Source organism: Pseudonocardia spirodelae, assembly GCF_037727765.1.
GTDB lineage: Bacteria > Actinomycetota > Actinomycetes > Mycobacteriales > Pseudonocardiaceae > Pseudonocardia > Pseudonocardia spirodelae.
Genome location: NZ_JBBJUP010000011.1, coordinates 26052 through 45952, shown reverse-complemented (window position 1 = coordinate 45952; position 19901 = coordinate 26052). Strand labels below are relative to the sequence as shown.

Annotated in this window: 12 protein-coding genes and 1 pseudogene; 2 read left to right on the top strand and 11 right to left on the bottom strand. The window is 70.8% G+C overall.

All coding sequences use genetic code 11. The features are described from left to right. Positions 1-107: 107 nt before the first annotated feature. Positions 108-4019, bottom strand: a complete 3912-nt coding sequence (locus tag WJX68_RS14775; protein ID WP_340291109.1) for a DNA-directed RNA polymerase subunit beta' — start codon at positions 4017-4019, stop codon at positions 108-110. A gap of 47 nt (positions 4020-4066) precedes the next feature. Further along, the gene (gene rpoB, locus WJX68_RS14770; RefSeq protein WP_340291107.1) at positions 4067-7576 is read right to left on the bottom strand and encodes a DNA-directed RNA polymerase subunit beta; all 3510 of its coding nucleotides are present in this window, start codon (positions 7574-7576) and stop codon (positions 4067-4069) included. 521 nt (positions 7577-8097) lie between these two features. On the opposite strand from rpoB, the gene WJX68_RS14765 reads away from it, so the two are divergent. Continuing rightward, on the top strand, positions 8098-9069 hold the full coding sequence (locus WJX68_RS14765; protein ID WP_340291105.1) for a cyclase family protein: 972 nt from the start codon (positions 8098-8100) through the stop codon (positions 9067-9069). Positions 9070-9077: 8 nt separating this feature from the next. Beyond that, entirely contained in the window at positions 9078-10742 is a 1665-nt protein-coding gene (locus WJX68_RS14760) for an AMP-binding protein (protein WP_340291103.1), read from the top strand. A gap of 68 nt (positions 10743-10810) precedes the next feature. Here the strand turns inward: WJX68_RS14760 and rplL are convergent, their stop codons facing one another. From rplL to WJX68_RS14715, 9 genes and pseudogenes are all read right to left on the bottom strand, one after another. Continuing rightward, on the bottom strand, positions 10811-11197 hold the full coding sequence (gene rplL / locus WJX68_RS14755) for a 50S ribosomal protein L7/L12 (RefSeq protein WP_340291101.1): 387 nt from the start codon (positions 11195-11197) through the stop codon (positions 10811-10813). 42 nt (positions 11198-11239) lie between these two features. Continuing rightward, positions 11240-11806 carry a 50S ribosomal protein L10 gene (rplJ, locus tag WJX68_RS14750; RefSeq protein ID WP_340291099.1) on the bottom strand — a complete coding sequence of 189 codons (567 nt, stop codon included), beginning with the start codon at positions 11804-11806 and terminating at the stop codon, positions 11240-11242. Positions 11807-12126: 320 nt separating this feature from the next. Next, a complete protein-coding gene (locus WJX68_RS14745) occupies positions 12127-12909 on the bottom strand; it encodes a nuclear transport factor 2 family protein (protein ID WP_340291097.1) in 783 nt (260 codons plus the stop codon). A gap of 73 nt (positions 12910-12982) precedes the next feature. Then, the gene (locus tag WJX68_RS14740) at positions 12983-13555 is read right to left on the bottom strand and encodes a hypothetical protein (RefSeq protein WP_340291095.1); all 573 of its coding nucleotides are present in this window, start codon (positions 13553-13555) and stop codon (positions 12983-12985) included. A 166-nt stretch (positions 13556-13721) separates the two neighbouring features. Beyond that, a complete protein-coding gene (locus WJX68_RS14735; RefSeq protein WP_340291093.1) occupies positions 13722-15002 on the bottom strand; it encodes an MCE family protein in 1281 nt (426 codons plus the stop codon). Next, positions 14999-16300, bottom strand: a complete 1302-nt coding sequence (locus WJX68_RS14730; RefSeq protein WP_340291091.1) for an MCE family protein — start codon at positions 16298-16300, stop codon at positions 14999-15001. The genes WJX68_RS14735 and WJX68_RS14730 overlap by 4 nt, the downstream gene beginning before the upstream one ends. Next, positions 16297-17694 carry an MCE family protein gene (locus WJX68_RS14725; RefSeq protein WP_340291089.1) on the bottom strand — a complete coding sequence of 466 codons (1398 nt, stop codon included), beginning with the start codon at positions 17692-17694 and terminating at the stop codon, positions 16297-16299. Before WJX68_RS14725 ends, WJX68_RS14730 begins: the two co-directional genes overlap by 4 nt. Next, complete coding sequence (locus tag WJX68_RS14720; RefSeq protein ID WP_340291087.1) at positions 17691-18659, bottom strand: MCE family protein; 969 nt, start codon at positions 18657-18659, stop codon at positions 17691-17693. Before WJX68_RS14720 ends, WJX68_RS14725 begins: the two co-directional genes overlap by 4 nt. 272 nt (positions 18660-18931) lie before the next feature. Continuing rightward, a pseudogene (locus tag WJX68_RS14715) lies at positions 18932-19897 on the bottom strand (MCE family protein); the annotation flags it as partial. Positions 19898-19901 lie beyond the last annotated feature (4 nt).

Below are 19901 nucleotides of genomic sequence, written 5' to 3'. Positions count from 1 at the left end.
ACGGACGGGGCCGGACACCGCCACGGGAGTGCGGTGTCCGGCCCCGTCCGGGACCTCTCCGGTCCGCCCCGGCCGGCCGTCGCCGGCCGGGGCGGTGCGCTACCGCGTCAGCGGTAGTCGCGACCGAAGTCGTAGTCGTCCAGCGGCACCGCGGCACCGGTGCCCGTGCCGAAGACGTCCGGGCTGTAGTACCCGTCGTCGTAGCTCGGCAGCGCGTAGGCGGCCGCGCGGGCCTCCTCGGTGGGCTGGACCTGGATGTTGCGGTACCGGTTGATGCCGGTACCGGCCGGGATCAGCTTACCGATGATCACGTTCTCCTTGAGCCCGACGAGCTTGTCGCGCTTCCCGTTGATCGCGGCATCGGTGAGGATGCGGGTGGTCTCCTGGAACGACGCCGCGGACAGCCACGACTCCGTCGCCAGCGAGGCCTTGGTGATCCCCATCAGGACCGGACGGCCCGAGGCCGGCTCCAGACCCTCGGCGACGACCCGGCGGTTCTCGGACTCGAACTCGCCCCGCTCGGCCAGCGCGCCGGGCAGGAACTCGGTCGCACCCGAGTCGATGATCGTGACCCGGCGCAGCATCTGCCGGACGATGACCTCGATGTGCTTGTCGTGGATGTCCACGCTCTGCGTGCGGTACACCTTCTGCACCTCACGCACCAGGTGCAGCTGCACCTCGCGCGGGCCCATGACGCGCAGCACCTCGTGCGGGTCCGCCGTGCCCTCGAGGAGCAGCTGGCCGACCGTCACGTGGTCGCCGTCCGCGAGCGGACGCTCGACGCCGTCGACGGTGGTCATCCCGAGCCACTGCCGCTTGGACAGCTTCTCGTAGATGATCTCCTCGCCGCCGTCGTCCGGGATCAGCGTGATCTTCCAGAAGCGGTCGCCGTCCTCGATGCGGATGCGGCCGTCGACGTCGGCGATCGGCGCCTTGCCGCGCGGGACCCGGGCCTCGAAGAGCTCGGTGACACGCGGCAGACCGGTCGTGATGTCGTCGCCCGCCACACCACCGATGTGGAAGGTACGCATCGTCAGCTGCGTACCCGGCTCACCGATCGACTGGGCGGCGACGATGCCGACGGCCTCGCCGACGTCCACCAGCTTGCCGGTGGCCATCGAGCGGCCGTAGCACATGCCGCAGATGCCGGTGGCCGAGGCACAGGTCAGCGCGGAGCGGACCCGGACCGTCTTGACGCCGGCCGCGACCAGCGCGTCGAGCGCCGGGTCGCCGAGGTCGTCGCCCTTGCGGACGATCACCGTGCCGTCGGGCGCGGTGACCTCCTCGCCGGAGGTCCGGGCGTACACCGAGGTGCGCAGGTAACGGTGCGGGATGACCCGGCCGTCGCTGGTCTCCTCGGTGACCGCCATCGGGATGGCGCGCTCGGTGCCGCAGTCGACCTCGCGGACGATGACGTCCTGCGACACGTCGACCAGACGACGGGTCAGGTAGCCCGAGTCGGCGGTCCGCAGCGCGGTGTCCGCCAGACCCTTCCGGGTGCCGTGCGTGGAGATGAAGTACTCCAGCACGGACAGTCCCTCGCGGAAGTTCGACTTGATCGGGCGCGGGATGTACTCGCCCTTCGGGTTCGCGACCAGGCCCTTCATGCCCGCCAGCTGGCGGACCTGGGCCATGTTGCCCGCGGCACCGGACTGCACGATCGTCGGGATCGGGTTGTCCTGGGGGAAGTTCTCCTCCATCGCCCGCGCGACCTCCTCCGAGGCCTGCGACCAGATCTTGACCATCTCGTCGTTGCGCTCCTGGTGCGACAGGGCGCCGCGCTGGTAGCGCTTGTTGATCTGGTCGGCCTTCGCCTCGTAGGAGTCGAGGATCTCCTGCTTCCTGGGCGGGACCACGACGTCGTCGATGGCGAGGGTGACGCCCGAGCGGGTCGCCCAGTAGAAGCCGGCGTCCTTCAGGCGGTCCAGGACCTGCGCGACCTCGGTCATCGAGTAGCGCTCGGCCAGGTCGTTGATGATCGCGGCCTGGCGCTTCTTCGGCAGCGGCTCGTTGACGAACGGGTAGTCCGCCGGCAGGAGCTCGTTGAAGAGCACCCGGCCGAGCGTGGTCTCCGCCGTCCACACGCCGTCCTCGGTCACGGTCTCGGCCGCGGCACCGGGGGTGGGCGCGACCTGCGGGAGCCGGATCTTGATCGGCGCCTGCAGGTGGAGCACCTTGCGGTCGTAGGCCATGATCGCCTCGGCGACCGTGCCGTAGTGGTTGCCGTGGCCCTGGGCCTCGTCGCGCTGGCGGGTCAGGTGGAACAGACCCGTCACCATGTCCAGGCGCGGCATCGCCAGCGGGCGGCCGGACGCCGGGGACAGGATGTTGTTCGACGACAGCATCAGCACGCGGGCCTCGGACTGCGCCTCGGCCGACAGTGGCAGGTGCACCGCCATCTGGTCACCGTCGAAGTCCGCGTTGAACGCCTCGCAGACCAGCGGGTGCAGCTGGATGGCCTTGCCCTCCACCAGCTGCGGCTCGAAGGCCTGGATGCCGAGGCGGTGCAGCGTGGGCGCACGGTTCAGCAGCACCGGGTGCTCGGAGATGACCTCCTCGAGCACGTCCCACACCTGGGACCGGCCCCGCTCGACCATCCGCTTGGCCGACTTGATGTTCTGCGCGTGGTTGAGGTCCACCAGGCGCTTCATCACGAACGGCTTGAACAGCTCCAGCGCCATCTGCTTGGGCAGACCGCACTGGTGCAGCTTCAGCTGCGGGCCGACGACGATGACCGAACGGCCCGAGTAGTCGACGCGCTTGCCGAGCAGGTTCTGACGGAACCGGCCCTGCTTGCCCTTGAGCAGGTCGGACAGCGACTTGAGCGGGCGGTTGCCCGGCCCGGTCACCGGCCGGCCGCGACGGCCGTTGTCGAACAGCGCGTCGACGGACTCCTGGAGCATCCGCTTCTCGTTGTTGACGATGATCTCGGGCGCGCCGAGGTCGATCAGTCGCTTGAGGCGGTTGTTCCGGTTGATGACCCGGCGGTACAGGTCGTTCAGGTCCGAGGTCGCGAAGCGGCCACCGTCGAGCTGCACCATCGGGCGCAGGTCCGGCGGGATGACCGGGACGCAGTCGAGCACCATGCCCATCGGCGAGTTGCCGGTGGACTGGAACGCCGCGACGACCTTGAGCCGCTTGAGCGCACGCAGCTTCTTCTGGCCCTTGCCGGACCGGATGATCTCGCGCAGCTTCTCGGCCTCGGCCTCGATGTCGAAGTTCTCCAGCAGCTTCTGGATCGCCTCGGCACCCATGGCACCGGTGAAGTAGTCGCCGTAGCGGTCGTACAGCTCGCGGTAGATGGACTCGTCCGCGATGAGCTGCTGGACGTCGAGCTTGGTGAACGTCGTCCAGATCTCGTCGAGCCGGTCCAGCTCGCGCTGGGCGCGGTCGCGCAGCTGACGCATCTCGCGCTCGCCGCCGTCCTTGACCTTGCGGCGGACGTCGCCCTTGGCGCCCTCGGCCTCGAGCTCGGCGATGTCGGACTCGAGCTTCTGCGCGCGGGCCTCGAGGTCCGCGTCGCGGGTCTGCTCGATCCGCCGGCGCTCCACGCTCATCTCGTTCTCGAGCGTGGACATGTCGTTGTGCCGCAGCTCGGTGTTCACCGAGGTGATCACGTAGGCCGCGAAGTAGATGATCTTCTCGAGGTCCTTGGGAGCCAGGTCGAGCAGGTAGCCCAGCCGGCTCGGGACGCCCTTGAAGTACCAGATGTGCGTGACCGGCGCGGCAAGCTCGATGTGGCCCATCCGCTCACGACGCACCTTGGCGCGCGTGACCTCCACGCCGCAGCGCTCGCAGATGATGCCCTTGAAGCGGACGCGCTTGTACTTGCCGCAGTAGCACTCCCAGTCCCGGGTCGGACCGAAGATCTTCTCGCAGAAGAGCCCGTCCTTCTCCGGCTTCAGGGTGCGGTAGTTGATGGTCTCCGGCTTCTTGACCTCACCGTGCGACCACTGGCGGATGCCCTCGGCGGTGGCCAGGCCGATGCGCAGTTCGTCGAAGAAGTTGACGTCGAGCACGTATGTCCTCTGTTTCTTCGTTTAAGTGGCGGCTGGTCGGACGGGGGTCAGTTGACGACGTCGTCGACGGTCATCGACTCCGAGCCCGGGCGGCTGGACAGGTTGATGCCCAGGTTCGCCGCGGCGCGCTCGAGGTCCTCGTCGTCGGCGTCCCGCATCTCGATCGCCGCACCGTCGCTGGAGAGCACCTCGACGTTCAGGCAGAGCGACTGCAGCTCCTTGAGGAGCACCTTGAACGACTCGGGGATCCCCGGCTCCGGGATGTTCTCGCCCTTGACGATCGCCTCGTAGACCTTCACGCGGCCCACGACGTCGTCGGACTTGATCGTCAGCAGCTCCTGCAGGGTGTAGGCCGCGCCGTACGCCTGCATCGCCCAGCACTCCATCTCACCGAAGCGCTGGCCACCGAACTGCGCCTTACCGCCCAGCGGCTGCTGGGTGATCATCGAGTAGGGGCCGGTCGACCGGGCGTGGATCTTGTCGTCCACCAGGTGGGCCAGCTTCAGGATGTACATGTAGCCGACCGCGACCGGGAACGGGTACGGCTCACCGGAGCGCCCGTCCAGCAGCTGGGCCTTGCCGTCGGGCTGGACCATCCGCTCGCCGTCCCGGTTGGGGCGGGTCGAGCCGAGCAGCCCGGTGATCTCGTGCTCGCGCGCGCCGTCGAAGACCGGCGTCGCGGTCTTCGTGTCGGCCGGCACGGAGTAGAGCTCCTCCGGCATCCGCGACGCCCACTCGGGCGTGCCCTCGATCTCCCAGCCGGACTTGGCGATCCACCCGAGGTGGGTCTCCAGGATCTGGCCGATGTTCATACGACGCGGCACACCGTGGGTGTTCAGGATGATGTCGACCGGCGTGCCGTCCGCGAGGAACGGCATGTCCTCCTGCGGGAGGATCTTGCCGATGACGCCCTTGTTGCCGTGCCGGCCGGCGAGCTTGTCGCCGTCGGAGATCTTGCGCTTCTGGGCCACGTAGACCCGGACCAGCTCGTTCACGCCCGGCGCCAGCTCGTCGTCGTCGTCGCGGGAGAAGACCCGGATGCCGATGACCTTGCCGTTCTCGCCGTGCGGGACCTTCAGCGAGGTGTCGCGGACCTCGCGCGCCTTCTCACCGAAGATCGCGCGGAGCAGGCGCTCCTCCGGGGTCAGCTCGGTCTCGCCCTTCGGCGTGACCTTGCCGACCAGGATGTCGCCGGGCTGGACCTCGGCGCCGATCCGGATGATGCCGCGCTCGTCGAGGTCGGCGAGCACGTCCTCGGAGACGTTCGGGATGTCCCGGGTGATCTCCTCGGCACCGAGCTTGGTGTCGCGCGCGTCGATCTCGTGCTCCTCGATGTGGATCGAGGTGAGCACGTCGTCCTGCACGAGGCGCTGCGACAGGATGATCGCGTCCTCGTAGTTGTGGCCCTCCCACGGCATGATCGCCACGAGCAGGTTCTTGCCCAGCGCCATCTCACCGTTCTCGGTGCAGGGACCGTCGGCGAGCACCTGGCCCACCTCGACCCGCTGCCCCTCGTCGACGATGGGCTTCTGGTTGTTGCAGGTGCCCTGGTTCGAGCGGCGGAACTTGTTCAGACGGTAGGTCTGACGCTGCCCCTCGTCGTCCATGACGGTGATGTAGTCGGCGCACAGCTCCTCGACCACACCGGCGGCCTCGGCGGTGACGACATCACCGGCGTCGACGGCGGCACGCAGCTCCATGCCGGTGCCGACCAGCGGCGACTCCGAGCGCAGCAGCGGCACGGACTGGCGCTGCATGTTCGCGCCCATCAGCGCGCGGTTCGCGTCGTCGTGCTCGAGGAACGGGATCATCGCCGTCGCGACCGACACCATCTGGCGCGGCGAGACGTCGATGTACTCCACGCCGGTGGGCGAGATCAGGTCGACCTCGCCGCCCTTGCGTCGGACCAGGATCCGGTCCTCGGCGAAGGAGCCGTCCTCGTTGAGCCGGGCGTTGGCCTGCGCGACGACGAAGCGGTCCTCCTCGTCGGCGGTCAGGTAGTCGATCTGCTCGGTGACGACACCCTCGACGACCTTGCGGTACGGGGTCTCGATGAAACCGAACGGGTTGACCCGCGCGTAGGACGCCAGCGAGCCGATGAGGCCGATGTTCGGACCCTCGGGGGTCTCGATCGGGCACATCCGGCCGTAGTGCGACGGGTGGACGTCACGGACCTCCATGCCCGCCCGCTCCCGGGACAGACCGCCCGGGCCGAGCGCCGACAGGCGGCGCTTGTGGGTCAGGCCGGCCAGCGGGTTGTGCTGGTCCATGAACTGCGACAGCTGCGAGGTACCGAAGAACTCCCGGATCGCGGCCGTGATCGGCCGGGTGTTGATCAGGGTCTGCGGCGTGATGGCCTCGACGTCCTGGGTGGTCATCCGCTCGCGGACGACCCGCTCGGTGCGGGACAGACCCACCCGGACCTGGTTCTGGATCAGCTCGCCGACGGTGCGCAGACGCCGGTTGCCGAAGTGGTCGATGTCGTCGGTCTCGACCGGGATCTCCTTCGCGGAGTCCCCGGTGCCCGCCGTCATCGAGGTCTCGCCGGCGTGCAGCCGGACGAGGTACTCGATGGTGGTCGCCACGTCCTCCTCGGTCAGCGTGCCGACCGAGTTGTCGATGTCGAGACCGAGCTTCTTGTTGGCCTTGTAGCGCCCGACCTTGGCCATGTCGTAGCGCTTGTCCTTGAAGAACAGGTTCTCCAGGAGGGCCTGCGCGGACTCGCGGGTCGGCGGCTCACCCGGGCGCAGCTTGCGGTAGATGTCGAGCAGCGCCTCGTCCTGGCCCGCGGTGTTGTCCTTCTCGAGCGTCGTCATGATCGTCTCGGAGAACCCGAAACGCTCACCGATCTGCTCGGCGGTCCAGCCCAGCGCCTTCAGCAGCACGGTGACCGGCTGGCGGCGCTTGCGGTCGATGCGGACACCGACGGTGTCGCGCTTGTCGACGTCGAACTCCAGCCACGCACCCCGGCTCGGGATGATCTTGACCGAGTAGACGTCCTTCTCGGTCGTCTTGTCGATCGAGTGGTCGAAGTAGACACCCGGCGACCGGACGAGCTGCGACACGACGACGCGCTCGGTGCCGTTGATGATGAACGTGCCCTTGTCGGTCATCACGGGGAACTCGCCCATGAAGACCGTCTGGGACTTGATCTCACCGGTGGTGTTGTTCGTGAACTCCGCCGTGACGAACAGCGGGGCACCGTAGGTCATGTCCTTGTCCCGGCACTCCTCGACGGAGGCCTTGACCTCGTCGAAGCGGGGGTCGGAGAACGACAGGGACATGGACCCGGAGAAGTCCTCGATCGGGGAGATCTCGGTGAGGATCTCCTCCAGACCACTGACCGGGAGTTCGTCGCCGGCCTCGATCCGGCGCTGGAACCAGGCCTCGCTGCCCACCAGCCACTCGTAGGACTGGATCTGCAGGTCGAGGAGGTCGGGGACCTCCAGCGGCTCGGCGATCTTCGCGAAGGTGACCCGGGTGGGTGCGCCGGGGTAGTTCGGGTTCGCCGAAGCGGAGAGGGTCGAGGTGGTCGCGGCGGCGCGGGAGACAGCCAAGATGCGTCCTTCCGAGAACTGCGCTTCTCGTCTGGCGTGCGCCGGTGGCGGGCGCTACCGTCTCCCACGATCCGTTCGGGGTCCCCCCGGATCGCGGGCCGGCAGCCGGCCACGTCGCACGCCGTCTGTTGTCAGGCGCTGACGGGCGACCCATACTCCACGCACCCACATCCGCCGGACCCTCTCCGGCGGCCGACGGATCGGTCCGGAAGTCTTCCCCGGTCATGGGCGCGCAGCGTCTGGACGCAGACAGCGCAAAGAATGACTATAGACGCTGCGAGCGCAGCTGTCGAGACAGGTCGCCGATTCCAGCATCCAGGCAACCATCGTTGCCCAAGAGTGACCTGCCCGGCGCACCGAGTCAAGTCCCAGTCTGTCGACGAACGGTCATCCAGCAGGGACGACCGGTCCGTAAGAGCCCGTTCGGACGCGTCTCCGTGACGGTTGACACGACGGGGTCGCCGCGCCACGGTTCCGTCACAGGTCGGTGACGACCGGTGGCGGACGACGAGAGGACGACGATGTCCGACAGCACCCCCTCCATGCGCGAGGTCCTCGGGGACGACGCCCCCAGCAACTGGGGCAAGTGGGGACCCGACGACGAGCTCGGCTGCCTGAACTACCTCGACGCGGGCGAGGTCCTGCGCGGCGTGCAGCACGTCCGCTCGGGAGAGGTGTTCACCCTGCAGATCCACATGGGCCGCACGGAGTCGCCCGGGGACCCGCTGTGGCCCGGCCGCGAGGGCATCAAGCGGCAGAACGTCATGGACGAGGGCACCTGGGACGGCGACGGCGCCCCCCAGTTCCCGGGCGGCCTGCACTACGCCGACGACACCGCCCTGATCTTCCTGCAGGGCTCCACGCAGTACGACGCCCTGGGCCACGTCTGGTACGACGGCAAGCTCTGGAACGGCTACGACGCCCGCTCCACCGTCGAGAAGATGGACAAGGCCTCGGTGCTGCCGATCGCCGAGAAGGGCGTCGTCGGGCGCGGCGTGCTCATCGACATCGCCCGCCACCGCGGCAAGGAGTACCTGGCCAAGGGCGAGACCTTCGACCACACCGACCTCGAGGCCGCGGCACGGGCGCAGGGCGTGACGATCGAGCCGCACGACGTGCTCGTCATCCGCACCGGGTGGATGAAGTACTGGTACGAGCTCGACGACCCGGAGACCTTCTACACCGACTTCAAGGAGCCGGGGCTCACCTACTCGCGCGAGCTCGTCGAGTGGTTCCAGCGGATGGAGGTGCCCAACCTGGTCACCGACACCATCGCCAACGAGGTCACCACCGAGCCGCACTCCGGGGTCGCGCTGCCGCTGCACTGCGCGCTGATGCGCAACCTCGGCGTCGCCCTGACCGAGATCGCCTGGCTCGACGACCTCGCCGACGCCTGCGCCGCCGACGGCCGCTGGAGCTTCCTCTACGCCGCCGCCCCGCTCAAGGTCGTCAACGGGACCGGTGCGCCGGTCAACCCCATCGTGATCCGCTGAGGAGCACCGTGTCCTACGCCGACCGCCCGTGGCTGGCCCGGTACGCGCCGGGCCAGCCGCACGACCTCACCCCGGACTTCACCGACGCGCTGTCGATGTTCCGTGCCGCGGTGGAGCGCAACCCCGACGGCGACGCCGTCCGCTACTTCGACGGTGCCGTCACCTACCGCGAGCTCGACGCGCTGTCCGACGCCTTCGCCGTCGGGCTGCTGGCCCGGGGCTTCGCCGCGGGCGAGCGGGTCGCCATGTACCTGCAGAACGTGCCGCAGTTCGTGATCGGCCTGGTCGGGACCTGGAAGGCCGGCGGGATCGCCGTGTCGGTCAACCCGATGAACCGCGAACGGGAGCTGGAGCTGCTGCTGCGCGACTCCGGCGCCGTGGTGCTGGTGTGCCTGGAGTCGCTCTACGACGACGTCGCCCGGTCCGTCCTGCCCGGCTCCGGGGTGCGCACGGTGCTCACCACGTCCGAGCGGGAGCACCAGACCCGCGACGACCCGCGGGCGTTCGGCGGGACGTCGCGGCCCGACCTGTCCGGCGACGACGTCACCGACCTGGCGGCCTTCCTGGAGCAGCACCGGGGCTCCGCTCCCCCGCCGGTGTCGTTCGACGCCTCCGACACCGCGTTCCTCACCTACACCTCCGGGACGACCGGGCCGCCCAAGGGCGCGATGAACACCCACGGCAACGTGGTGTTCAACAGCCAGGCCTACGCGGTGTGGTGCGGCCTCGGCGACGACGAGGTCGTGCTCGGCGTCGCGCCGCTGTTCCACATCACCGGGCTCATCGCGCACGTGACGGTCGCGCAGTACCTGGCCGCGCCGCTGGTGCTCTTCCACCGGTTCGAGCCGTCGCTCGGGATCGACGTGCTGCGCGAGCACCGGCCGACGTTCACCGTCGGGGCGATCACCGTGTTCATCGCGCTGATGAACGCGCCGAACGCGGAGCGCTCCGCCCTGGAGTCGCTGCGCACGATCGCCTCGGGCGGGGCGCCCATCCCGCCGTCGACGGTGACCGCGTTCCACGAGTTCTGCGGGCACTGGATCCACAACATCTATGGGCTGACCGAGACGACCTCGCCGTCGCACGGGACGCCGATCGGCACCCAGGGCCCGGTCGACGCGGCGTCCGGGGCGCTCTCGGTGGGCGTGCCGATCTACGGCACGGTCGTCCGGATCGTCGGCGACGACGGCGAGGAGCTCCCGCCCGGGGAGGTCGGCGAGATCTGCACGTCGGGGCCGCAGGTCGTCCCGGGGTACTGGAACAAGCCCGAGGAGACGGCGTCCGCCCTGCCCGGCGGCGAGCTGCACACCGGCGACGTCGGCTACATGGACGCCGAGGGCTGGTTCTACATCGTCGACCGCAAGAAGGACCAGATCAACGCGGGCGGCTACAAGGTCTGGCCGCGGGAGGTGGAGGACATCCTCTACGAGCACCCGGCGGTGCGGGAGGCGGCCGTCGTCGGGGTGCCCGACGAGTACCGGGGCGAGACGGTGAAGGCGTTCGTGTCGCTGCGCGAGGGGGCGTCGGTCACCCCCGAGGAGCTGATCGCCTTCACCAAGGAGCGGATGGCCGCCTACAAGTACCCGCGGCAGGTGGAGCTGCTCGACGAGGTGCCGAAGACGGTCACCGGCAAGGTCCTGCGCCGCGAGCTGCGGGCCCGCGAACGGTCCTGACCCCGCGGACGACGAAGGGGCGCCGACCCGTGGCGGGTCGGCGCCCCTTCGCAGGCGTCAGGCGCAGGTCACTTGAGCGAGACCTTGGCGCCGGCCTCCTCGAGCTTGGTCTTGGCGGCCTCGGCGGCGTCCTTGGCGACACCCTCGAGCAGCGGCTTCGGGGCCGACTCGACGAGGTCCTTGGCCTCCTTCAGACCCAGGCCCGAGACGACCTCGCGGACGACCTTGATGACCTGGATCTTCTTGTCGCCGGCGGCCTCGAGGACGACGTCGAACTCGTCCTTCTCCTCCTCGACCGGGGCGCCGGCGGCGGGCGCACCCGCGGCGGCGACGGCGACCGGGGCGGCCGCGGTGACCTCGAAGGTCTCCTCGAACTTCTTCACGAAGTCCGAGAGCTCCAGGAGGGTGAGCTCCTTGAAGGCGTCGAGCAGCTCGTCGGTGGACAGCTTCGCCATGGTGGCGGTCCTTTCTCTACGAAAGTTCGGTGGGGGTGGTGATCAGCTCTCGGCGGAGTCGCCGTCGGCCTCGGCCGGAGCGGCGGACTCGCCGGACTCGGCCTTCTTGTCGGCCAGCGCCTGCGCGAGGCGGGCGACCTGCGAGGCCGGGGCGTTGAACAGCCCGGCGGCCTTGGACAGGTTGGCCTTCATCGCGCCGGCCAGCTTGGCCAGCAGGACCTCACGGGTCTCGAGGTCCGCGAGCTGCTCGATCTCGGCGGAGGACAGGGCGCGCCCGTCCATGTACCCGCCCTTGATCGTCAGACCGGGGTTGTCCTTCGCGAACTGCTTGATCGCCTTCGCGGCCACGACGGGCTCACCCTTGATGAAGGTGATGGCCGTCGGGCCGGCGAGCAGGTCGTCCAGGCCCTGGACCCCGGCCTCCTCGGCCGCGCGCTTGACCAGGGTGTTCTTCGCGACGCGGAAGTTCGCGTCCGCACCCAGGTCCCGGCGCAGCTGGGTCAGCTTGGCGACGCTGAGCCCGCGGTACTCGGTGACGACCGAGGCGTCCGACTCGCGGAAGCGGTTGGTGATCTCCTCGACCGCTGCGACCTTGTCAGGTGCTGCCATCGCTGCCCTCCTCTCGGGGGTCGGTCTCGTGCACGTGGGACGTGCCTGGGAGTGCCACCGACGCAGTTCCCACGCCGACCCCGGAGACGACGAACGCCCCGTGCGCAGGGCACGGGGCGTGGGAAGTCCATGGGGCGCTCGCGCGCCCGGTGTCGCCTCGTCCTCCTGCGCGGGCCGCCCGGGAGTCCCGGAACCTTCGTGCGCCCGGAACCCGGGCGCGGACCTGCGGTCTTCGGTGGATCGGTGACCACCATACGCGGGTGCCCCGCGCCCCCGGTCACCGGGGGGCGGGGCACCGTCGTGCGGGCGCGTCGCCGTCGTCAGGCCGGCGTCATCGCGGCGATCTTCCAGGTGCCGTCGACCCGCTCGGCGTCGACCCGGAGCCGGGCCGCGGCGGCACCCTCCTGGGGCGTGCCGGTGTCGGCCTGGCGGCGGATGACCTGGTTGACGAACACGTAGACCGTGGCGCGGTCACCGTCGATGCTCGCGACCGCCGACTTCGGGATGGTCGCGGTGACGACCGCCTTCTGCTGCGGCGCGAGGTCCTTCACGCTGCCGAAGATGCGGTCGAACTCGGGCTGGAACTGCGGGGTGATCACGGCACGGGCGTCGTCCTCGGCCTGCTGCAGGCGGGCGTAGTCGAAGGAGTAGACCTTCGTGACGGCCGCACCGACCTGCTCCGAGACCGCGGCCGTGGTGCCGACGTCGGACAGCGCGGTGTTGCCGGCCGATCCGCCGAACTCCGTGGTCGCCCACTGGAAGCCGAAGAACGCGGCCGCCCCGAGCAGCAGCACGGTCAGGACGGCGAGGACCGTCGTCCCGTTCCGGCCGGACGGCGCCGGCGGGAGCGGGAGCCGGCGACGGGCGCGCGGCGCGTCGCCGTCGGTCCCGTCGGCGTCGGGGGCACCGGCGGTCCGGACCGGGGCCGCGACCGGATGGGCCTGCTCGGTGGCCGGATCCGGGTCGTCGCCGGAACGCTCGTCGAGGGCGAGACCACCGGTCCCGGTCTCCTCCTCGGTCTCGGCGTCGGACCGGGTGCGGGGACGACCGGCGACCTGGGGCCTGCGGATGCCGCCCGTGGGGCGGCGGCGGGGGGTGGACATGCGGTGACCTCCTGGGGTGGTCGACCTGGGTGCGGGGCGGGTCGGGGGCGGCCCGCCGGGGAGGGCGGTGGGGTCAGCCGTTCGTGCCGGGGGTGAGCAGCGGCTCGAGCGCGTCGACCTTCCAGCCGTCGTCGGTGCGGACCATGCCCAGCTCGATCCGCTGGCGGGTCACGGCGGGCTGCTGGCCCTCGGGGGTGACGGTGACGTCGACGCCCGCCAGCACGCGCGCGGTCCCGGCCCGGGGGTCGACCTCGGAGACCGCGGCGTCGGTCACGGTCGCCGTGGTGGTCCGCTTCTGGTCGGTGACGAGCTTGGCGTAGGCGTCGCGGTTCTTCACGAACTCGTCGCGGACGGACCCCGCGGACGACTGGATCCAGAGGTCGAGGCCCTTCTGGGCGTCCTTGTGGTCCAGCGTGTTCAGGTTGATCACGGCCTGGCGGGCGTCGCGCAGGGCCTCGTCGCGGGCCTGGGCGACCTGCACGGCGTCGCTGTTCAGCGAGTACAGCCACAGGCCGCCGGTCACGAGCGCCAGCACCGCCGCGACCACGGCGACGACCGGCAGCAGCCGGGCGAACCGGCCGGGCTCGTTCACGGACTGTCCGGGCTCGCCGGCCGCGGCCGGGCGCTCGTCGAGATCGGTGGTCATCGGGGAGCGTTCCTCCTCCCGGCTGCGGGGGCACAGCCGCTCGGTGGCCGCTCGGCGTCCGGGCGACCGGTCAACCGGCCGGGGATCCACCGCGGGCGGCCGGGCCGCCCGCGGTCCTCGCGACCGTCGTGCCGGCCGTGCCACGGGGGCGGCACGGCCGTCGTGCTCACCCGCCCATGAGGATCTGGGCGGCGTCGGAGACCAGGCCCGGGCTCGCGACCCGCTCGGCGGGTTCGCCGCCGGGGTGCGGGCCCTCGCCGGACCCGTGGTCGGGTCCGTCGTGGTGGGACCCGCCGCCGTGGTACCCGGAGTTGCCCGAGTAGTCCTGGACCTCGGCAGGCCCCTGCACGGGCACATTCTGCATTCCGCGGACGTTGGTCGGGCTACCGGGGGGTTCGGTGCAGCGGGCGTCGCCGTTCACCGGTACCTCGGTCACGTCCAGCGCACCGCGCTGGTTCGTCCCGCCGTAGCCCGCGGTGCACGGCGGCGGGTCGAACACGTTGATCACGAGCCCGAGGTGCGCCGTGCCGTCGCCGGGCACCACCATCGGGGCGACCGCGACCAGGCCCGGGTAGGTCACCAGCAGCTGGCGCAGACCCGCCTGGCGGGGGGCGAGCAGCTCGGTGATCGTGCGCAGGTTCGCGATCGACTCGCCCAGGCCCGGGCCGCTCTCCCGCAGCAGCGCGCTGAGCTCGTCGCCGGCGCGGGGGCCGTCGTCGATGATCCGGCGGATGTCGCCGTCGGACTCCTTCAGCTGCTCGGTGACCTCGCGCAGGCCGCGGCTGAACTCCTGGAACTGCGGGGCGACGTCGTTCTGGGTGGTGAGCACCGGGCGCGCGTCGCGGATCAGCGCCGTGGTCTGCGGCAGCGCCTCGGTCGCGGCCCGGGTGAACTGCCCGGTCGTGTCGAGCAGCTGCTGCAGCGGCTGGGCGGTGTCCTGGAAGCCCTGGCCCAGCTCGGAGACCACCGTGCGCAGGGAGTCCTTCGGGACCGTCGAGACCAGGTTGTCCAGCTCGGTCAGGAAGGTGTTGATCTGCACCGGGGTGCGGGTGCGCTCCTGCGGGATGACCGCGCCACCGGCGAGCATCTCGCCGCCGTCGGCGACGGGCTGCAGGTCGACGTACTGCTCACCGATCGGCGACAGGTTCCCGACGACGGCCTGGGCGTCGGCCGGGATGTCCGGTGCGGTGTTCTCGATGTCGAGCTGGACGTCGACCCCGCGCGAGGTCAGCGACAGCGGGCCGACCCGGCCCACGCTGACACCGCGGTAGGTGACGTCGGCACCGGTGAAGATGCCGCCGGAGTCGGCCAGCTGCACCGTCACCGGGTACGTGGTCGCCCCGAAGATCCGGTCGAGGCCGGCGTAGCGGAATCCCGCGTAGCCCACGGCGACGATCGTGACGACCGCGAGCGCGATGAGCTGCCAGCGGACGGTCCTGGTGATCACGATCCACCTCCGAAGAGTCCGCCGAAGAGTCCGCCACCGGAGTTCTCACCGGACTCCGGCGCCGGGGTCGGCGTCGGGGTCGCCGACGCCGGCGGGGTCGTCCCGTCCGCGGGCGGCGCCGGGGTCGGCGTCGCCTGCTCGGGCCCGAGCAACGGCAGCTGCGGGCCGCTGGGGGCCGGGACGGGCGGCTGCCCCCCGGCACCGAGCAGCGGCGTCAGCAGCTGCGCGTTCGGCGGCAGCTTCAGCAGCTGGTCCACCGGCAGTCCGCCGATCCCGTTGGTCGCCAACAGGTTCTCGATGATCACCCGCAGGTCGAGATCGACGTTGACGTAGAGGTTCGCGTAGTCGCCGGCGACCGCGTCGGTGGCGGCGTCGGTGAACGGGATGCTCAGCAGCAGCTGCAGCGAGTTCGGCAGGTTCTGACCGGAGTCGGCCAGGTTGCGCAGCACCGGCCGCAGCGCCTGCAGGTCGGCGACGAGGTCGTCGCGCGAGCGGTTGATCACGTTCGTCGCGACCCCGGAGAGCCGGTCGAGGGCCTGCAGCATCCCGACGAGCTGGCGTCGCTGGGACTCCAGCTCGCGCAGCCCGGGGCTGATGTTCTGCAGCGCGTTCGCGATCTGCGGGCGCCGCTCGGCCAGCGTGGCGGAGAGCCGGTTGAGGCCGTCGAGCGCCCGGTTGATGTCGTCCTTGCTGTCGTCCAGCGACCCGACGAGCGTGTTCAGGTTGTCGAGCAGCTCGCGGATCTGCGGCTCGCGTCCGGACAGCGCGTTGTTCAGCTCGGTCGAGATCGTCCGGATCTGCGCGACACCGCCGCCGTTCAGCAGCAGCGACAGCGCACCCAGCACCTCCTCGACCTCGGCGGAGCGGCCCGCGGCCTGCAGCGGGATGCGCCCGGCCTGGGCCAGCGACCCCTCCGCCGGGCCGGCCGGCTGCTCGAGCGCCACGAACTTCTCACCGAGCAGCGAGGTCGTGCGGACCAGCGCCGTCGCGTTGGCCGGGAGCTTCACGTCGCGGTTCACCCGGACGGTGACCAGGGCGTTCCAGCTCTTCGGCTCCACCTCGACGGACTCGACCGCGCCGACCGGCACGTCACCGACGCGCACGATCGACTGCGGGACGAGGTCGACGACGTCGGGGAACTCGATCTGCACCGCGTAGGGGTCGTCACCCAGGTTGGCGCCACCGGGGAGCGGGACGCCCCGCAGACCGCCGTCGACGGCCCCGCACCCGGTCGCGGCGACCGCGACCGCGGTCATCAGCGCGGCCACGCGGCCGATCCGGCTCGTCGTGCCGATCACGATCCACCTCCGAACAGGCCGCCGAGGAGCCCGCCGCCGCCGTTCTCCGGTTCGGGGACCGGGGTCGGTGTGGCCTGCGGGGCCGACGACGGCGCGGGTGTCGCCGACGCGCCTCCGGCCGGCGTGCCGGGTGCCGGGGTGGCACCGGCCCCGCCCGGGGCGGGGGCGCCCGGGGCGCGCAGCTGCGAGCCCGGGTCGGTCAGGGCCAGCGGGCTGCCGGGCATGAGCATCGGGGCGGTCGCGGCGGCCGGGTTGCCGCCGGCCTGCAGCTGGCTCAGCACCTGCTGCGGGGTCGGCAGCGGCACCGCGCCGGTCACGAGACCGCCGAGGCTGTCGCAGAGCTGGCCGATGGCGGCGTCCGGGCCCTCGGTGGGCAGCGGGGTCGGCAGCCGCTGCAGCAGCGAGCAGACCAGGACCGGCAGCGGCAGCGACAGCTCGTTGATGTTGGCGCGGGTGTCGAGGGTCTCGGTCGCGCCGTTGTAGATGTTGGCGAGGTTGCCCAGCGCCGCGGGCGCGGAGTCGGAGATCTCGGCCAGCGCGCGCTGGTGGTCCACGACCTCCTGGGTCACGTTCGCCAGCTTGTCCACGTTGGAGCGCAGCGTGGACCGGTTGTCGCGGACGAACGAGGCCACGTCACCGAGGGCGTAGGAGAGCTGGTTGAGCGCTCCGCCGAGCTCGCCGCGCTGGCTCGCGAGGAACCCGGTGACGTCGGCGAGCTTGCCGTTCAGCTCGCGGACCCCGGGGTCGTTCTCCCGCAGGGTGCTCACGAACTTCTGCAGCTCGGTGATCGTGCCGAACAGGTCCTCGCTGGACCCGTTGAGCGTGGAGGACAGTCCGCCGAGGTTGCGGATGGTGTCGTTGAGCGCCTTGCCGTTCCCGTCCAGGTTCCGGGCGGTCACGTTCAGCACGTCGTTCAGCGCGCCGTCCTTGTTGGCGCCCTGCGGGCCGAGGGCCCGGGACAGCTCGGTCGCGGTGCGGGTCAGGTCGTCGACGCCGAGCGGGAACGCGGTGCGCTCCAGCGGGATCGCCTCGCCGTTCCACTCCGGTCCCCCGGTCCACACCGGGGTCAGCTGCACGTAGCGGCCGGTGACCAGGCTGGGCGACACCACCGCCGCCTTGACGTCGGCGGGGAGCCGGACGTCGTCGTCGGTGATGGTCATGTCGACCCGCACCCGGTCGCCCTCGGGGGTGATCCGGTCGATCTTGCCGACCGGGACGCCGAGGACGCGGACGTCGTTGTCCTGGAACAACGCCGCCGAGCTGGTGAAGTAGGCGGTGACCTGGCGGCCGCCGCCGGAGGTGATCAACCAGATCGCGCTCGCCACCAGGACGGCGACGACCGCGATGAGGGCGCCGAGCTGGAGCTGGCGCCGGTCGTTGGCCCAGCCGCTCACACGCAGTCACCCCCGAGCGGGATCGCCGGCGGGATCAGACCGCAGACGTAGTTGTCGAACCAGCGCCCGTTGCCGAGGGCGTTGCCGAACACGCGCACGAAGACCGCTTCCTTGTCCAGGATCTCGCCCAGGTTGTCGCGGTTCTGCTCGAGCACCGCGAGGACCCGGTCCAGGGTCTCCAGGGCCGGCCGCAGCTGGGCCTGGTTGTCGGCGACGAGACCGCGCAGCTGGATCGACAGGCGCTGCACGCCGTCGAGGAGGTTGGCGATCGCGTCCTTGCGCCGCTGCAGCTCACCGAGCAGCAGGTTCCCGTCGTCGATCAGCTTCACGACGTCGCCGCGCCGGTCCGCCAGCGTGGTGGACAGCTGGCGGGTGTTGGCCAGCAGCCGCTTCAGCTCCGCGTCCCGGCTCGAGATGGTGTTCGACAGGCGGGACAGGCCGTCCAGCGCGCCGCGCACCTCCGGCGGGGTGTCGCGGAAGGTGTCCGAGAGCGTCGTGAGGCTGGTCGCGAGCTGCCGGGTGTCGAGCTGGTCGATGGTCCCGGACAGCCCGTTGAAGGCGTCGACGACGTCGAACGGGGACTTGGTGCGGTCCCGTCCGATCGCCTGCGACGGGTCCTGCTCGGCGTCGCCGCGCGGGTCCAGTGCCAGGTACTTCGACCCCAGCAGGGTCGCGATCTCGATCGAGGCCGTCGTGCGGTTGCCCACCCAGGCGTCGTCGACGGTGAACTCGACCTTCACGTGGTCGCCGTCGAGCTCGACGGTCTGCACCCGGCCCGCCTCCACGCCGGCCACGGTGACGCGGTCGTTGGACTGCAGGCCGGCGGCCTCGGGGAACTCCGCGGTGTACCGCGTCGCGCCGGAGAAGATCGCCTCGTAGTTGAACGCGGCCAGTGTCAGCGCCGCGATCAGCACGATGCCGACCACCGCCGTCAGGACGGGGCGCTTCTGCCCTGCCTGTGCCATCAGTTGCCTCCCGGCTGCAGTGCCGCGGTCGGGTCACCGCTGGAGTCCACGCCCGGGCGGGCCTGCGGGTTCGCCAGCTGCTCGAGCGAGGCGGTGTTCGGGTCGCGCAGGGCGGGGTTGCCCTCGGGCTTCTGCGCACGGTTGTCCGGACCCGGCTGCGAGCCGTCGGTCGGCACCGTGTTGCCCGCGCCGATCCCCGACGGGTCGGCGCCGCAGCGCCGCTCGGGGTTGCGGCCGATGAAGTCCAGCCCGAGGTCCTCGAGGTTGGTCCGGGGCAGGATCGGGTCCAGCGCCACCGTGCCGTCGAGCCCGCACAGGTAGAAGTTGAACCAGCTGCCGTAGGAGCCGACCCGGGCGATCCGGTTCAGCTTGAACGGCGTGTACTGCAGGAACCGCTCGATCGCGGGGCGCCCCTGGTCGAGCTGGGTCGCGAGGTCACCCAGGTTGCGGATGTCGTCGCGCAGCGGCGGCCGGGCGTCCTCCAGGAAGGAGCCGGTGACCTGGGTGAGGTCGCCGATCGACTGGATCGCGTTGCCGATCGGCTCGCGGTCCTGCGCCAGCCCCGACACGAGTGCCTGCAGCGAGCTGATCAGCTCGTTGAGCCCCTGGTCGTTGTCGTTGACCGTCTGCAGGGTCAGGTTCAGGTTGTCGATGACCTGCCCGATGACCTGGTCGCGGTCGGCGATCGAGTTCGTCAGCGACGACGTCGAGGCCAGCAGGCTCTGCACCGTGCCGCCCTCGCCCTGCAGGACCTGGACGATCTCCATCGACAGCTTGTTGATCTGGTCCGGGTCGAGGCCCTGGAACAGCGGCTGGAAGCCGTTGAAGAGCACGGTCAGGTTGACCGCGGGCCGGGTCCGGTCGATCGGGATCTGGCCGCCCGCGGGCAGGTTCTCCCCGGTCGGCCCGGCGCCCTGACCGAGGGCGAGGTAGCGCTGCCCGATCAGGTTCTTGTACTTGAGCTGGGCGGTCGCGGTGGCCGGCAGCGGGGTCGAGGAGTCGACGTCGAAGGCGACCTCGGCGACCCGCTGGTCGACGATCCGCACCTCCTTGATCGAGCCCACGACGACGCCGGCGATGCGCACGTCGTCGCCGGCCAGCAGACCGGTCGCGTCGGTGAACCGCGCGGTGTACTCCGTGACGTCACCGCCACGGGCGTTCGCGATCGTCAGGCCCAGCACCGTGGTGCCCAGCGCCGTGATCAGCGCGAACACCAGGAACTTGACCAGCGCGGAGATCGGG